At 67.4% G+C, this 14755-nt stretch carries 15 protein-coding genes and 3 pseudogenes; 8 read left to right on the forward strand and 10 right to left on the reverse strand.

The annotated features are described in order from the left end of the window. The 4 genes and pseudogenes from A5622_RS03380 to A5622_RS03395 all read left to right on the forward strand — a co-directional run. Nucleotides 1-910 (forward strand): transposase (locus A5622_RS03380; RefSeq protein WP_066876648.1); only part of this gene is annotated, 910 nt, incomplete at its 5' end. 7 nt (nucleotides 911-917) lie between these two features. Next, nucleotides 918-1142, forward strand: a pseudogene (locus A5622_RS03385) (hypothetical protein); the annotation flags it as partial. A 124-nt stretch (nucleotides 1143-1266) separates the two neighbouring features. Beyond that, on the forward strand, nucleotides 1267-3216 hold the full coding sequence (locus tag A5622_RS03390) for an NAD(P)/FAD-dependent oxidoreductase (protein ID WP_066876652.1): 1950 nt from the start codon (nucleotides 1267-1269) through the stop codon (nucleotides 3214-3216). A gap of 10 nt (nucleotides 3217-3226) precedes the next feature. Continuing rightward, nucleotides 3227-4346 (forward strand): annotated as a pseudogene (locus tag A5622_RS03395) (alcohol dehydrogenase catalytic domain-containing protein). Here A5622_RS03395 and A5622_RS03400 read toward each other — a convergent pair. Both A5622_RS03400 and dtd read right to left on the reverse strand, forming a co-directional pair. Beyond that, complete coding sequence (locus tag A5622_RS03400) at nucleotides 4257-5168, reverse strand: SAM-dependent methyltransferase (protein ID WP_066876656.1); 912 nt, start codon at nucleotides 5166-5168, stop codon at nucleotides 4257-4259. The pseudogene A5622_RS03395 and the gene A5622_RS03400 overlap by 90 nt on opposite strands. A 65-nt stretch (nucleotides 5169-5233) precedes the next feature. Continuing rightward, the gene (gene dtd / locus A5622_RS03405) at nucleotides 5234-5665 is read right to left on the reverse strand and encodes a D-aminoacyl-tRNA deacylase (protein WP_066876658.1); all 432 of its coding nucleotides are present in this window, start codon (nucleotides 5663-5665) and stop codon (nucleotides 5234-5236) included. 51 nt (nucleotides 5666-5716) lie between these two features. On the opposite strand from dtd, the gene A5622_RS03410 reads away from it, so the two are divergent. Beyond that, the gene (locus tag A5622_RS03410; protein WP_066863327.1) at nucleotides 5717-6022 is read left to right on the forward strand and encodes an MTH1187 family thiamine-binding protein; all 306 of its coding nucleotides are present in this window, start codon (nucleotides 5717-5719) and stop codon (nucleotides 6020-6022) included. 49 nt (nucleotides 6023-6071) lie between these two features. Then, nucleotides 6072-7376, forward strand: a complete 1305-nt coding sequence (locus A5622_RS03415) for a competence/damage-inducible protein A (protein WP_066876660.1) — start codon at nucleotides 6072-6074, stop codon at nucleotides 7374-7376. 7 nt (nucleotides 7377-7383) lie between these two features. On the opposite strand, the gene A5622_RS03420 is transcribed toward A5622_RS03415, so the two are convergent. Next, on the reverse strand, nucleotides 7384-8736 hold the full coding sequence (locus A5622_RS03420; protein ID WP_369827447.1) for a sialate:H+ symport family MFS transporter: 1353 nt from the start codon (nucleotides 8734-8736) through the stop codon (nucleotides 7384-7386). Between A5622_RS03420 and A5622_RS03425 the strand changes: the two genes are divergently transcribed. After that, the gene (locus tag A5622_RS03425; protein ID WP_066876663.1) at nucleotides 8735-9802 is read left to right on the forward strand and encodes an amidohydrolase family protein; all 1068 of its coding nucleotides are present in this window, start codon (nucleotides 8735-8737) and stop codon (nucleotides 9800-9802) included. The two genes, A5622_RS03420 and A5622_RS03425, sit on opposite strands and share 2 nt — an antisense overlap. Nucleotides 9803-9849: 47 nt before the next feature. Next, nucleotides 9850-10245, forward strand: coding sequence for a phage holin family protein (locus A5622_RS03430; protein ID WP_066876664.1), 396 nt, complete (start codon nucleotides 9850-9852; stop codon nucleotides 10243-10245). On the opposite strand, the gene A5622_RS03435 is transcribed toward A5622_RS03430, so the two are convergent. The 7 genes and pseudogenes from A5622_RS03435 to A5622_RS03460 form a co-directional block, all read right to left on the reverse strand. Then, nucleotides 10242-11207, reverse strand: coding sequence for an FAD-dependent oxidoreductase (locus tag A5622_RS03435; protein ID WP_066876666.1), 966 nt, complete (start codon nucleotides 11205-11207; stop codon nucleotides 10242-10244). The two genes, A5622_RS03430 and A5622_RS03435, sit on opposite strands and share 4 nt — an antisense overlap. Before the next feature lie 162 nt (nucleotides 11208-11369). Further along, nucleotides 11370-11921 (reverse strand): annotated as a pseudogene (locus A5622_RS29520) (hypothetical protein); the annotation flags it as partial. Between the two features lie 38 nt (nucleotides 11922-11959). Further along, complete coding sequence (locus A5622_RS03445) at nucleotides 11960-12454, reverse strand: SRPBCC family protein (protein WP_066863309.1); 495 nt, start codon at nucleotides 12452-12454, stop codon at nucleotides 11960-11962. After that, nucleotides 12454-13095 carry a nitroreductase family protein gene (locus tag A5622_RS03450; protein ID WP_066876668.1) on the reverse strand — a complete coding sequence of 214 codons (642 nt, stop codon included), beginning with the start codon at nucleotides 13093-13095 and terminating at the stop codon, nucleotides 12454-12456. The genes A5622_RS03445 and A5622_RS03450 overlap by 1 nt, the downstream gene beginning before the upstream one ends. 21 nt (nucleotides 13096-13116) lie before the next feature. Next, nucleotides 13117-13257, reverse strand: a complete 141-nt coding sequence (locus tag A5622_RS28865) for a hypothetical protein (RefSeq protein ID WP_156752825.1) — start codon at nucleotides 13255-13257, stop codon at nucleotides 13117-13119. Nucleotides 13258-13332: 75 nt separating this feature from the next. Further along, nucleotides 13333-14316, reverse strand: a complete 984-nt coding sequence (locus A5622_RS03455) for a nitronate monooxygenase family protein (RefSeq protein ID WP_082972050.1) — start codon at nucleotides 14314-14316, stop codon at nucleotides 13333-13335. After that, nucleotides 14313-14705 (reverse strand): tautomerase family protein, encoded by a 393-nt coding sequence (locus A5622_RS03460; protein WP_066863303.1) that lies wholly within the window; start codon nucleotides 14703-14705, stop codon nucleotides 14313-14315. Before A5622_RS03460 ends, A5622_RS03455 begins: the two co-directional genes overlap by 4 nt. Nucleotides 14706-14755 lie beyond the last annotated feature (50 nt).

The following is a 14755-nucleotide window of genomic DNA, read 5'->3' on the forward strand; positions in this document are numbered from 1 at the left end:
CGTCATCAAAGCAGGACTCGAAGGGACCGGCTCCTACGGCGCAGGACTGCAACGCTACCTGCAGGCTCACGAGATCACCGTGATCGAGGTATCACGACCTAATCGCCAGGACCGGCGCCGACAGGGAAAATCCGACCCAATAGACGCCATCAACGCCGCACGGGCCGTCTTAAGCGAGTCCGCGACCACCACACCCAAAGCCCGCCAGGGCTACGTCGAAGCCGTCCGACAAATACGCGCCACCCGCCGCAGCGCGGTCAAAGCACGCCGATCCGCCCTCAATCAGATCCACGGTCTGCTGGGATGCGCGCCCGAACGACTGCGCGCGAAGTTATCTGGCTATGACCGGGCCGCGTTAGTGCTCCGTTGCGCACAACTACGCATCCCCAAAGACGCCGCCCTCGACGACCCCACCATCAACGCCCGCCGCATGCTGCGCCGCCTGGCAAAACGCATCCAGATGCTCGACGACGAAATCACCGAAGCCAACCAAGAACTCGACGATCTCCTCACCCGCAATACCCCAAACCTCTTGGCCATCAACGGCGTCGGCACCGAAGCAGCCGGCCAGATCCTCACCACAGCCGGCCAAAACATCGAACGGCTCAAATCCGAAGCATCACTAGCTCGACTCTGCGGCGTCGCGCCCATCCCCGCCAGCAGCGGCAACACCACCCGACATCGCCTCCACCGCGGCGGAGACCGCGACGCAAACAGCGCGATCCACCTCATCATCATCAACCGAATGCGATGGCACGAACCCACCAAGCGCTACCTTCACCGACGAACCGAACAAGGCAAATCCAAAAAAGAAGTCATCCGCTGCCTCAAACGAGCCGTCGTGCGCGAGCTCTACCGAGCCCTCCAAGCCGACCTCAACCCATCACTCGACACACTTGACGCTGCATAGGAGCATCCACGTCCAAGACTGGGTCAAGACTCACCGCACCGACATCGACCAACTCACCCTGGCCTGCGGACCCCACCACCGCCTCCTCGAGAAGGGCTGGACCACCCAAAAACGCGCCAACGGCGACACCGAATGGATCCCCCCACCACACCTCGACCGCGGCCAACCGCGGACCAACACCTTCCATCACCCCGAAGAAATCCTCGCGGACGAGGACGACGACGATCCCTAGCGGCGACGATCCGGAGCTGCGAACGTCTTGATCCCGCGCCGAGCGACCGGGTAGCGTAGTCCTGCCAATTACGAAACTATGGGTAGCGTAATTGGCTACCAAGCCACCGAGAGGATCTCCCGTGATGCGCAGCCGCTACGCCGGCGATCCCTTCACCACATCCACACCCGAGATCGCCGCCGCGCTAGAGGATGTCAGCATTCCCACGCTGTTGCTCTCGCTCGTCCACATCACCGGCGAGCCACGGTTCATCCGCGACTTCAAGCAGATGGGCATCTTTCTCAACGAGGTCCAGGGGTTCATGTCAGAGGACGACAAGGCGCGGGCGCGCGCCGAGGCGCTGTCGGTCATCACCGAGTATCGCGACCGCGGTTGCCCCGAACCGCAGCCGCTGAGCCCCGAACTCATCAGGGAGATGATGGACTGGGCGGCTTGCGAACACGTGCCCGACGACTACTTGTCGCTGATCTCCGAAGAGCTCGACCTCGACGGCGTCGACCCTCGCCGGCCCGCCACATTGCCCGCCGAGCGCACCGCCGAACTTCCGGTCCTGGTCGTGGGATGCGGCGAATCGGGCATCCTGGCCGGCGTGCGCCTCAAGCAGGCCAACATCCCGTTCACCATCATCGAGAAGAACGCGGGCCCCGGCGGAACCTGGTGGGAGAACAGCTATCCCGGCGCTCGGGTGGATGTGGCGAACCATTTCTATTGCTACAGCTTCGAGCCCAACAACGACTGGACGCATTTCTTCGCCGAGCAATACGAGCTGCAAGACTATTTCACCAAGGTCATCGACAAACACGGCCTGGCAGACCATGTGCGTTGGCGGACCGAGGTTCTCGCGGCCGAATGGAATGACGACGACGGCGCGTGGAGCGTTTCGCTGCGCTCGTCCGACGGTCGGGCGACCACCGTGCGCGCCCGCGCGCTCATCACCGCGGTCGGGCAGCTGAACCGTCCGAACATCCCCGAGTTCGCCGGCGCGGACACCTTCGCGGGGCCGTCATTTCACTCGGCGGCCTGGGATCATTCGGTAGATCTCAACGGCAAGCGGGTCGCGCTCGTCGGCGCCGGCGCCAGCGGATTCCAGATCGCCCCCGCGATCGCCGAGGACGTGGAGCACCTCACCGTGTTTCAGCGGACCGCGCAGTGGATGTTCCCGAACCCGATGTATCACGACGAGGTCGGCGACGGGGTGCGCTGGGCGATGCGCCATCTTCCGTTCTACGGCAGGTGGTATCGCTTCCTGGTGCTCTGGCCCGGCTCCGACAAGGGTCTCGACGCGGCCGAGGGTGACCCGGGTTACGCCGACCAGGAGCACGCCGTCAGCGACATCAACGCCGCCGCCCAGATGATGTTCTCGCAGTGGATCACCAGTCAGGTGAGCGAGGATTCCGAGTTGCTGGCCAAGGTGATGCCGGACTATCCCGCCTGCGGCAAACGCACCTTGCAGGACAACGGCAGTTGGCTGCGAACGCTGCAGCGCGACAACGTCGAATTGGTCCGCACACCCATCGACAAGATTACGCCAAACGGCATCGTCACAGGCGACGGTGTGGCTCATGACGTCGACGTCATCGTGTACGCCACCGGGTTTCGGCACACCGACGTGCTCTGGCCGCTGAAGGTCACCGGCCGAAACGGCACCGATCTGCATGAGATGTGGGGGAACCGGCCATACGCCTACCTCGGCATCACGGTGCCGGAGTTCCCGAACTTCTTCATCGTCTACGGCCCGGGAACTCATCTGGCCCATGGCGGCAGCCTCATATTTCAGTCGGAGCTGCAAATGCGTTACATCGACCAGTGCCTGGCCCGACTGGCCGAAACCGGCGTGCATTCGCTCGAACCGAAACCCGAGGCCGCCACCGATTGGCACCGGCGGACGCAGACCCAGATCAAGAAGATGGTGTGGTCGCATCCGGCGGTCAAGCATTCGTATTTCAAGAACGCCGACGGGGAGATCCACACGGTGAGCCCATGGCGTCTCAACGAATACTGGTCGGCGGTGCGCGAGCCCGATTGGTCACAGTTTGTAGTCCGAACGAAAGATTCGGCGCGACAGGGAAAGTGAGCACGTCAATATGCGCACCGTAGTCGTCGACGGGCCCCGCAGCATTCGGGTGGACACCCGCCCCGATCCGGCGCTTCCGGGGCCCGACGGAGCGGTCGTCGAGGTGAGCGCCGCGGGCATCTGCGGATCCGACCTGCACTTCTATGAGGCCGACTTTCCGATGCCCGACCCGATCGCGCTCGGCCACGAAGCGGTCGGCACCGTCGTGGAAGCCGGGCCGCAGGTGCGCGACGTCAAGGTCGGCGATCAGGTGATGGTCTCGTCGGTCACCGGTTGCGGCGCGTGCGCGGGCTGCGCCACCCGCGATCCGGTGATGTGTCACTCCGGATTTCAGATCTTCGGCGGCGGCGTGCTCGGCGGCGCGCAGGCCGACCTGCTCGCCGTGCCCGCCGCGGATTTCCAGCTGCTGAAGATGCCCGAGGGCATCAGCACCGAACAGGCACTGCTGCTCACCGACAACCTGGCCACCGGCTGGGCCGCGGCGCAGCGGGCCGACATTCCCTTCGGCGGCACGGTGGCAGTGATCGGCCTGGGCGCGGTCGGCCTGTGCTCGCTGCGCAGCGCGCTGTTTCAAGGTGCCGCAACGGTTTACGCGGTCGATCAGGTCGAAGGCCGGCTACAGCGGGCCGCCCAGTGGGGCGCGACGCCGGTGCAGGCGCCCGCGCTCGAGGCGATCCTGGCCGCCACCGGCGGCCGTGGCGCCGACGCGGTGATCGACGCCGTCGCGACGGACGCCTCCCTGACCGAGGCGATCAACGCCGTCCGGCCCGGCGGCACAGTCTCGGTGGTCGGCGTGCACGACATGAATCCGTTTCCCCTCAACGCGCTGGGCTGCCTGATCCGCAGCACGACGGTGCGGTTCACCACTGCACCGGTGCAGCGCACCTGGCCGGAACTGATTCCGTTGCTGCAATCGGGCCGGCTCGACGTCGACGGGATCTTCACCACCACAATGCCGTTGGACGAGGCGGCCAAGGGCTACGCGACGGCGGAGTCGCGTTCGGGCGACGACGTGAAGATCCTGCTGAAACCCTAGGTGGTCAGCGGGTCGCCGTGATGTATTGGGACCGCATGAAGCTGTCGATCTTGACGTCGACGTCAGGCGGGGTCATGCCGTAGCCGGCCTGTAGGTCGAGCGTGTTGCGGACGGGTTCGACGGCCCAATCGTGGGCCGCGAGCCACTCCGCGGGGTCAGACTGGGGTTCATAGGTCAGGGCCGAAAAGTCCACATTGCCGGACACATTCACCCCGGGGTGGCTCGCCTCCAGGGCGTGGAGCTGGTCGTGGTCCAGTCGCGATCCCAGCGCGCCGATGGCGATCCGGCTGCCCGGCGCGCTGAGCCCGCTGATCCGGGTGAAAAGCGCGTGTTGCGCCTCGTCGGTGAGGTAGGGGAGCACCCCCTCCACCGACCAGGCGCTCGGGGTCTCCACGTCGAACCCGGCCGCTTCCAACGGCCGTGACCAGTCGGTACGCAGATCGGCGGCGACCTCGACGCGACGGGCCTTCGGGGTCGCGCCCTGTTCGCCGAGGACGCGGGCCTTGAATTCGAGGACTTTCGGGAGATCGACTTCGAAAACCCTTGTGTCTTGCGGCCATTGGAGCCGATACGCCCGAGAATCCAGGCCGGCGGCAACGATCACCGCTTGCCGGATGCCCGCGGCTGCCGCGGCCTCGAAGAAGTCGTCGAAGAAGCGGGTCTGGACTCCGTAGAGGCGCGGGAAGGCCGTCTCGTCGTCGGAGGTACCGGGGTTGGCAAGCACACTCGCCAGATACGGGTCCTGCGAGGCGGCAATGAAGACTTTCGCGTATTCGTCGCGCACCAGCGGCCGCGGGCTCACGGCGTGCAGCGCTCGCCATCCCGCGACGAGCAGCGCCGTGTACCCCACGCTGCTGACGATGTCCCAGTTGTCGTCGTCGGAACGGAGTGACCCGAATTCGGGTGTCGTGCTCATGGTTGCCCTCCCGTCGGCGCCGGCGACGACAAGCCGCCGGGTCCACGGTACCCGTGGGGGCGGGCTCACAGCTCCAAGAGCACCGTCACCGGACCGTCGTTCACCAACTCGACCTGCATGTTCGCCCCGAACACCCCGGTCTGCACCTCGGCGCCCGACCGCCGTAACGCCTCGGCGAACTCCGTCACCAGCGGCTCGGCGACCGCTCCTGGAGCGGCCGCGTTCCACGACGGGCGGCGACCCTTGGCGGTGTCGGCGTACAGCGTGAACTGACTCACGACCAGGATGGGCGCGTTGACATCGGCCGCGGAGCGTTCGTCGGTGAGAATCCTTAGCTGCCAGAGCTTCTCAGCGAGCCGTCGCGCCTTGTCGCCGTCGTCGCCGTGGGTGACACCGACGAATGCCAACAGGCCCTGACCAGCCGGCCGGATCGCGCCCACCACCGCGCCGTCCACCGAGACCGTTGCCGACGAAACCCGTTGCACCAACACCCGCATGGGCCTCGATGGTGCCAGACCGGCCCCGCGGATCTTGGGTACGCTCGATGAATGTCTGTGCTCGTCGCGTTTTCCGTCACCCCGATGGGGGTGGGCGAGGGGGTCGGTGAGATCGTCGCCGAAGCGGTTCGGGTGGTGCGCGATTCCGGGCTGCCCAACAAGACGGATGCGATGTTCACCGTCATCGAAGGCGAAACCTGGGCGGAGGTCATGGCCGTGGTGCAGCGTGCGGTCGAGGCGGTGGCCGCCCGGGCGCCCAGGGTCAGCACGGTGATCAAGGCGGACTGGCGCGCCGGGACGACCGACGCGATGACGCAGAAGGTCGCCACCGTCGAGCGTTACCTTTCCGAGGGCTAGCTGTACCGACCTGAGCCGTTAGGCTTCCGGACGAACGTCCTCGGAGCCGATGCGTAGGCTCGGGGCGGTGAGCACACGCGCAGGAATCGTTGTCACCGGAACCGAGGTCCTGACCGGTCGGGTTCAAGATGCGAACGGCCCCTGGATCGCCGATCGCCTCTTGGAGCTGGGCGTCGAGCTGGGCCACATCACCATCTGCGGTGACCGGCCGGCCGACATCGAAGCGCAGCTGAGGTTCCTGGCCGACCAGGGCGTGGACCTGATCGTCACCAGCGGGGGCCTGGGGCCGACGGCCGACGACATGACCGTCGAGGTGGTCGCGCGCTTCTGCGAGCGCGAGTTGGTGTTGGACGCCGAGGTCGAGGAGAAGATCGCCAACATCCTCAAGAAGCTGATGGGCCGCAATCCCGCGTTCCAATCCGCCTTGGATCCCGGCACTTTCGAGTCGCTGCGGGCAGCCAATCGCAAGCAAGCCATGGTGCCGGCCGGGGCGCAGGTGCTCGACCCGGTGGGGACCGCTCCCGGCGTCGTGGTGCCCGGCAAGCCGACGGTGATCGTGCTGCCGGGTCCGCCGCGCGAGCTGCAGCCGATGTGGCACACGGCCATCGAGACGCCCGCCGCGCAGGAGGCGATCGCCGGCCGGACCGTCTATCGGCAGGAGATGCTGCGCATGTTCGGGCTGCCGGAGTCGGGACTGGCCGAAACGCTGCGCGACGCCGAAACGGCCGTGCCCGGCTTCGAACAACTGGAGATCACCACCTGCCTGCGGCGCGGCGAGATCGAGATGGTCACCCGCTACGAGCCGGACGCCGCGGACGCGTACGCGCAATTGACCAAGCTGCTGCGCGAGCGGCACGGGCATCAGCTGTACTCCGAGGACGGTTCGCGCGTCGACGATCTGGTGGCCCAGCTGCTGGCCGGCCATCGGATCGCGACGGCGGAGTCCTGCACCGCGGGCCTGCTGGCCGCGCGGCTGACCGACCGGCCCGGGTCGTCGGATTACGTGGCCGGCGGCGTCGTGTCCTACTCGAACGAGGCGAAGGTGGAGCTGCTCGGCGTCGACCCCGCGCTGATCGACGCGCACGGCGCGGTGTCCGAGCCGGTCGCCGAGGCGATGGCCGCGGGTGCGTTGCAACGCTTCGGCGCCGACACCGCGATCGCGATCACCGGAATCGCGGGCCCGGGCGGGGGGACCGAGGAAAAGCCGGTGGGCACAGTCTGCTTCAGCGTGACGGCCGCCGGCCGGACCGATACCCGCACACTGCGGCTACCCGGCAACCGCTCGGATATCCGGGAGCGCTCGACCACGGTGGCCATGCACTTGCTGCGACGCCTACTGGACAACAGCGGCTAGCGTCACGTCACGTCACTTCGCTTGCCAGGAAAGCGCTTTCGGTGGTGCCGAACCGGATTCCGGTGGCGTCCTTTCCGATCAGCGTCAGCCCCGCCACCGCGATCAGCACCGGCACGATCGTGGCCGCCAACGCGAACGGATAGCCGTGCGATTCGGCGAGGCGTTCCTGGATCGGTAGGTTGAACGCCGCCAGCAGGTTGCCCAGCTGATAGGTCACCCCGGGATAGAGGCCGCGGATGGCGTCCGGCGACATCTCGGTGAGATGCGCGGGAATCACGCCCCACGCGCCCTGCACGAAGAGCTGCATCAAAAACGAACCCAGGCACAGCATCGCGGCGCTGCGCGAGTACGCGAACAACGGGACGATGGGCAGCGCCAGGATCGCACAGAAGACGACGGTGTAGCGGCGGCTGAAGCGCTGCGACAGCGTGCCGAAGACCAGGCCCCCGACGATGGCGCCGACGTTGTAGACCACCACGATCCACTTGACCGTCGTGCTGGACAGACCGGCGCCCTGATTGGCGTGCGCCCCCAGGAAGGTGGGATAGACGTCCTGCGTGCCGTGGCTCATCCAGTTGAAGGCCGTCATCAGCAGCACCAGGTAGATGAACCGACGGATGATGGCGCCGCTGCGCAGCACGTCGCGGATCCGGGTGCTGGTGAGCTTCATCTGATCCTGGGCGGCTTCCCACACCTCGGACTCCTCCACGCGGTAGCGGATGACCAGGCTGATCAACGCGGGGACGATGCTCAGACCGAACAGCCACCGCCACGACAGCCCGATCCAGTCGATCACCACCAGCGAAGCGACGCTGGCCAGCAGGTAGCCGAACGCGTACCCCTCCTGCAGCAGCCCGGAAAAGAACCCGCGCCGCTCGACGGGAACCTTCTCCATGGCGAGCGCGGCGCCCAGCCCCCATTCGCCGCCCATGCCGATGCCGTACAGCAATCGCAGGATGACCAGCACGGTGAAATTGGGGGCGAATGCGCACAGGAAGCCGACCACGGAATAGAACATCACGTCGACCATCAGCGGCAGCCTCCTGCCGACGCGGTCGGCCCAGAGGCCGAACAGCAGCGCGCCGACGGGCCGCATGATGAGGGTGGCCGTGGTGACGAACGCGACCTCGGCCTTGCTGTGATGGAACGTCTTGGCGATGTCGGCGTAGACGAGCACCACGATGAAGTAATCGAAGGCGTCCATCGTCCAGCCCAGTAGCGCCGCGATGAAGGAGTTTCGCTGATCGGCGGTCAACTTCTGACGAGGGCGTGGTGTGGTCACGTCAGCATCGTGGCTTACCCAGCGCGCCGGCGCGAGTTGTTTCACCATGTGGACCGCGAGAGTAAGTTCCGGATACATGCGGATCATCGACGCCGACGGACACGTGGCCGAGAATTCCTCGCTGGCAATCGAAGCGATCAAACGATGGCCGCAGCACGTCAGGCCCAGCACCGACGGCCGGCCGGGATTGACGCTCGAGGGCCGCAACTACCCCGAGGACACGGGTCCGGGCGCGGGTTGCCCGCCCGAACACGGGATCAGTAGGGCGCCCGACATCAACTGCCGCTCACCCGAGGGCGTGCTGGGGGACGCCGATCGCGACCACATCGACACGATGGTGCTGTATCCCAGCATGGGGTTGTGCGCGCCCAGCCTCGAGGACCCGGAGTTCGCCGCGGGATTCTCGAGGCTGTACAACCAGTGGATCGCGGACTACTGCGCCTCATCGGGTGGCCGGTTGCGCGGCGTCGCCGTCACACCGATCGAGCACGGCCGCGTCGCCGTCGACGTCATGACGGAGGCCAAAGAGCTCGGGCTGGTTGCCACCTTGGTGCCGCCGGCGCTCAAGAGCCGCAACCTCGACCACCCCGACCTCGATCCGTTCTACGCCGCCGCCGTCGAGCTCGGCATGCCGTTGGGGGTGCACGGCGCCCCGGGCATTCACCTGCCCAAGATCGGTGTGGACCGTTTCACGAATTACATTCAGGTGCACTGCGTCAGCTTCCCCTTCGATCAGATGACGGCGATGACCGCGATGGTCTCCGGCGGCGTCTTCGAGCGCCACCCCGAGTTGCGGGTCGCCTTCCTCGAGGCCGGCGCGGGCTGGGTCCCGTTCTTCATCGACCGACTGCACGAGCATTTCGAAAAGCGCGGCGACTGGGTCAAGGGCGGCTGGCGCCGCGATCCGCACGACTATCTGGCCGCGGGCAACATCTGGGTGACGTGCGAGCCGGAGGAACCGATCCTGCCCGGCGTGATCGACGTGTTGGGCGACGATTTCATCATGTTCGCCAGCGACTACCCGCACTGGGACGGTGAGTGGCCGGAGAGCACCAAACACCTGCGCACGCGAACCGACCTCAGTGAGGACTCGCGGGAAAAGATCGGCGGCTTGAACGCGCAGCGCTTCTACAATCTGAACTGAGCTGCGCCGCTTACTCCCGGCCCCGACGGGTGGCAGGATTTGCGACCATGGGCCCATTTCTGTTGCGCGCCGCGTTGACCGGCCTGGCGCTGTGGATCGTCACCCTTTTCGTGCACGGCCTTAGCTTCGTGGGCGGGGACACGAAGCTGGAACGCGTCGGCATCATCTTCGTCGTCGCCGTGATCTTCGGGTTGGTCAACGCGTTCATCAAGCCGATCGTCCAGATCCTGTCGATCCCGCTGTACATCCTGACGCTCGGCCTGTTCCATGTCGTCGTCAATGCGCTGATGCTGTGGATCACCGCGCGGATCACCGAGCACACCACGCACTGGGGATTGCAGATCGATCACTTCTGGTGGACCGCGATCTGGGCCGCGATCGTACTGTCGATCGTTAGTTGGTTGCTGTCCTTGGTGATTCGGCGTACCGGCGCCCGGCGCTAGCCGTCATTGGCCAGGTTCACCACATCGCCCGCGCAACCCCAGGACAAGGTGACGCCGTTGCCGCCGTGCCCGTAATTGTGGATGCACCGCGCCCGCCCCAGCGGCTCGGCTTCCACCCGCACCGAAGGACGGTCGGGACGCAGGCCGGTGATCACCTCGATCACCTCGGCGTCGTTCAGGCGCGGCTCGACGCGGCGACAGCGCCGCAGGATGCGTTGCGTCACGTCGGGGTCGGCCGCGGTGTCCCAGCGCCCGGGGATGCTGACGCCGCCGCAGACCACCCGTTGCGGATGGGGGAAGTAGCAGGTCCAGTCCGGGCCGCCGTCGGTTTCCACAAACAATTGCCGCAGACCGGGATTGGTGAGCACCACGTGCTGGCCGAACAATGGCTGCATGGTGTCGTCGCCGACCAGCGCGCCGGCGGCCAGCCCGGCGCAGTTGACGACGATTTCGGCGGCGTCGGCGGCCTCGTCGAGCGTCCGCACGGGATGCTCCTCGATTTCGCCGCCGGCCGACGCCAGCCGTCGGGTCAGGTAGTCGAGATAGTGCGGCATGTCGATCATGGGCAGGGTCGCGCGAAACCCGGTGCGGGAGCCCTCGGGGAGATCGGCCGGGTCGGCCGGCCGCAGGTCGGGAATCAACGCCGCCGCCGCCGATGACATCGCCTCGGTCGCGGTCAGGTCACCGGCGGCCAGCGCCGGCGCCAGCTGGACCCCGGAGTCGGGATCGTCGGCAAGATCGGTGAACACCCGCAGCGAGCGCTCGGTCCACTCCAGCGTCTCGGCTGCGCGATCGGCGGGTCGTGGGGGGAGCCAGACGGCGCCGGCCACCGCCGAGGTCGTCTGCTTGCGCGTGGCGGCCGCCCATACCCGTACCGGCCAGCCGGCCTCGGCCAAACAGATGGCCGACGTCAGCCCGCTGACGCCGGCGCCGACGACGACAATCTGCTGCGAAGGTGCCACGGCGCCACGGTAACGAAAACGGCCCGGCCGCGGAACGGGCCGAGGGTCGATCAGGGTCGATCAGGAATGCGCGCCCTGCGGGGCCGGCGAAGCGGGGGAAGCCGCCGGCGCTTGCGGGGCCGGCGAGGCGGGTGAAGCCGCCGGGGCCTGGGGGGCCGGCGAGGCCGACGGCGCCCGCTGGGCACCCCCGCCCAGCAGGCTGTTGAGGATGCCGAGCGTGCCCTGCACACCCGCGGGCGGCGCGCTCGACGGCACCGCGGCGTCCGGCGTCAGCTGCCAGGGCTGGCAGCCCGAGGTCTTGAACGCTTTGTCGCCCGGATCGATCTGCACGACCTGGGGCTTCTTGGACATGGCGTTGTCGATGATGTTGCCGTCGGGGTTGCCGGTCCGCTTCCAGTAGCAGGTGCCGTCGCCGACGGGACCCCCGGAGCTGTATATGCCCGGCACGATGTCGCTACCCACCGCGTAGATGCCGTCCTTGTCGATGGACGTCTTCGGTTCCGCCGGCGCGGGCGAGGCCCCCGGGGACGCGGCCGGCGACGGCGACGCCGAAGGTGCCGGCCCGGGCGCCGGCCCCCGCGTCTCGTCCGGATCGGCGCTGGCGACGACCGTGGACGCGGCCCAGCCCGCGACCATCAGACTCGCAGCGACCACCCTCGCCGCAGCAGGTACTCCACCCATAGAGATCGAGGGTACCGGGGCGGACAACCTAATTCATATCGTTGTGAAATCTGCGGAGTGGCAAAGAACGGCTAATCCAGCCGCCGGACCCGGCCCGCGTAGCCGAGCGCGTGCTCGTAGGTCGCGAGGTTGTCGCGGGAGATCTTCGCGTGCACCGGGCGTTCGAGAAAGAAGCGCAGCACCGGGTTGTAGGCGTGGTACGTCTCGTGGAAGGTCAGCACGGTGGTGCCGTCCGGCTGCTCTTCGAGCCGGTGATATCCCTCGGCCCGCGACCACAGCGGGGCGCCAACGGCGACGTAGCGCGACAGCTTGTTGAGCTCGGCCTCGGTCACGGTTTCCCAGGATCGCGCCCTACCGCCGGACAGCAGGTATTTGGGCACTTCGAAGATGCAGGTCCGGACCAGGCCCTCGCCGGCTTCGTTGCCCTCGTTGAGGATTTCCATGCTGCCGTTGGGCCACTCGAGCACCCGCGGCCGCGGGGCGTTCGGTGGGGCCGGCGGATGCAGCACCCGCCACACTTTGCGCGGCGGCGCATCGACGTGGAATCGCACGGTGTAGGACTGCATCAGCTGGCTCCGACGGGCCGTTCCCAGGTGTCCCAGTACGTGATGGTCTCCGCGGGCGGCCGCTTGGCCGGCCGGAAGTCGGTGCCGATCGTGTAGGCGACGGGGAACAGCGCCGCCTGCGTGACGGTCGGCGGGATGCCGAGCAGTTCGGCGACCTCCTTCTCCTTGAACAGATGCATCGTCGTCCACACCGATCCCAGCCCGCGCGAGCGCAGCGCCAGCAGAAAACTCCACCCCGCGGGGATGATGGATGCCCAGGCCGCCGCGGCGATGCCCGGTTCCGCGGTGTCGATGCGCTCGGTGAGGCAGGGGATGACGTGCACGGGCACCTCCGCCAGCGTCTCGGTCAGGCTCATCGCGCTCTGGTACACCCGCTGCGTTTGGGCGTCGGTCGCGTTGTCGGCCGCGTAGGCCAGGTACTGGGCGCCGATGCTGCGGTAGATCTCGGCGATCGCGGCGCGCTTGTCCGCGTCGGTGATGACCAGCCAGCGCCAGTTTTGCGTGTTGCTCGCCGTGGGCGCCTGCATCGCCAGCTGGATGCACTCCAGGATCACGTCACGACCGACCGGGCGGGTCAGGTCGAGGCGTCTGCGGACCGACCGTGTGGTGCTCAGCAGCTCGTCGACGGTGGCGATGTCCATGGGTTCCTTTCCGATGGGTGATCAGAGGTCGATGGCGCAGGACTTGTCGATGCAAAGGCGTTGGCGCGCAGGGTATCCCGGACAACTGGCGGATGCGGCGACACAGTCGTCGATCATGGCGGCTTCACCGCCGGGGCCATCCGGGACGTTGATACGGGCCATCGCGCACTCCTGCCCGCGCAGACAAGGCGGAAACAAGCTAGCCAGCTGAGCAAACCAGACTCGTCGCTCGGCTGTCTAGGGCGCGGGGTCGCGGTTGAGGATGCGGTTGGCGTCACCGACCATCTCGGTGACGATCTCCGCGGCGGGCCGAACCTCGCGGACGCGCCCCACCCCTTCGCCGGTGAGGATGGCGGCGGTATCGAAATCCTCTGCGGCTACCGCTTTTTCGTAGGCGTCGATCGCTTCGGGCAGCCGCGCCGACAGCTCGGCCTCGTTGCCGTGCCAGGTGTCCAGGAAGGCGTTGTTCAGGGCCCGCACGGTGTATCCGGTGGGCCAATCGAGGCGGCGCACGACGTCGTAGACCCGGGTGCGCACGGTGTCGTCACCGCCGGCCGCCACTGCGCGCCGCTGCGCTTGGGGTGAGACGAGCGCTTCCGGCGTCGCCCAGAACCGGGTACCGACTACGGCGCCGTCGGCGCCCAACGCGAGCGCGGCGGCCAATCCGCGGCCATCGCCTACGCCACCCGCGGCCGCCACCAACGTGGCCGGAGAGCGGTCCGCCACGAAGTCGACGACCTCGGGCACCAGGGTGAAGGTCGACCGCACGCTCATGCCGTGCCCGCCGGCCTCGCCGCCCTGCGCCACGATGACTTCCGCACCGGCATCGAGCGCGCGACGGGCCTGATCTAGGTTCTGCACCTGCGCGATCAGCGGAACGCCGGCCGCATGGATGCGATCGGCGAAGGGCGCCAACTCGCCGAACGACAGCATCACGGCCGCCGGATCCCTTTCCAGCGCGACGTCGAGCACCCCCGGATTGCGGGCCAGGCTCCAGGTGATGAACCCGTATCCGACCCGGGCGCCGGCGGCCCGGTCGATCTGCGTCTGCAGCCATTCGGCGTCGGGATAGCCCCCACCGATGAGCCCCAGTCCGCCCGCCCGTGTCACCGCCGCCGCCAGCCGGCCCCCGGAGACCAGGGCCATCGGCGCGAGCAGGATCGGGTGCTCGATCCCGAACAGGTCGGTCAGGCGTGTCGGCAACCCCGTGGCGGCGCTCACTTGAGTTCACCGGTGAGGAACTGGGCCCTCCCGTGGCCGAAAGACCAGTCCTCGTCGTCGTTTTCGGTGACCGAGACGATCAGGTCGGCGGGGTCGAGCCCGCACCGGTCGGCGAGGCGCGACGCCAGCAGTTCGTAGAACTTCTGCTTGAGCTCGCGCGGCCGCCGTCGGCTTACCACGTGCAAGATCACCTGGCGAGACGACCGATCGATGCCCAGACCGGTGTCCAGCGTGACGATTTCATGTGCCGGGTGGGTATGCACCACCTGGTAACGATCCCGCGGCGGAACGCCGAACGCCTCGACGACCGTGTCGTGGATCGCGTCCAGCAGGGCGCGAACCTCCGAGGGCGTACGACCCTCGATGAGGTCGATGTACAACAGCGGCATTTTTCCTCCTGCGAACAACAGCGCGGATTGCGCTCCCAGTGCAACCGACG

The organism is Mycobacterium sp. 1245801.1, from assembly GCF_001673055.1.
Lineage (GTDB): Bacteria > Actinomycetota > Actinomycetes > Mycobacteriales > Mycobacteriaceae > Mycobacterium > Mycobacterium europaeum_A.

What these genes read in the sequence shown, in the direction of transcription:
- A5622_RS03420 (WP_369827447.1), bottom strand. Translation starts at nt 8,736, where the DNA reads ATGTATCCGGAACTTACTCTCGCGGTCCACATGGTGAAACAACTCGCG.
- A5622_RS03450 (WP_066876668.1), bottom strand. Translation starts at nt 13,095, where the DNA reads ATGGACATCGCCACCGTCGACGAGCTGCTGAGCACCACACGGTCGGTC.
- A5622_RS03425 (WP_066876663.1), top strand. Translation starts at nt 8,735, where the DNA reads ATGCGGATCATCGACGCCGACGGACACGTGGCCGAGAATTCCTCGCTG.
- A5622_RS03430 (WP_066876664.1), top strand. Translation starts at nt 9,850, where the DNA reads ATGGGCCCATTTCTGTTGCGCGCCGCGTTGACCGGCCTGGCGCTGTGG.
- A5622_RS03400 (WP_066876656.1), bottom strand. Translation starts at nt 5,168, where the DNA reads ATGAGCACGACACCCGAATTCGGGTCACTCCGTTCCGACGACGACAAC.
- A5622_RS03460 (WP_066863303.1), bottom strand. Translation starts at nt 14,705, where the DNA reads ATGCCGCTGTTGTACATCGACCTCATCGAGGGTCGTACGCCCTCGGAG.
- A5622_RS03410 (WP_066863327.1), top strand. Translation starts at nt 5,717, where the DNA reads ATGTCTGTGCTCGTCGCGTTTTCCGTCACCCCGATGGGGGTGGGCGAG.
- A5622_RS03390 (WP_066876652.1), top strand. Translation starts at nt 1,267, where the DNA reads ATGCGCAGCCGCTACGCCGGCGATCCCTTCACCACATCCACACCCGAG.
- A5622_RS03445 (WP_066863309.1), bottom strand. Translation starts at nt 12,454, where the DNA reads ATGCAGTCCTACACCGTGCGATTCCACGTCGATGCGCCGCCGCGCAAA.
- dtd (WP_066876658.1), bottom strand. Translation starts at nt 5,665, where the DNA reads ATGCGGGTGTTGGTGCAACGGGTTTCGTCGGCAACGGTCTCGGTGGAC.
- A5622_RS03415 (WP_066876660.1), top strand. Translation starts at nt 6,072, where the DNA reads ATGCGTAGGCTCGGGGCGGTGAGCACACGCGCAGGAATCGTTGTCACC.
- A5622_RS28865 (WP_156752825.1), bottom strand. Translation starts at nt 13,257, where the DNA reads ATGGCCCGTATCAACGTCCCGGATGGCCCCGGCGGTGAAGCCGCCATG.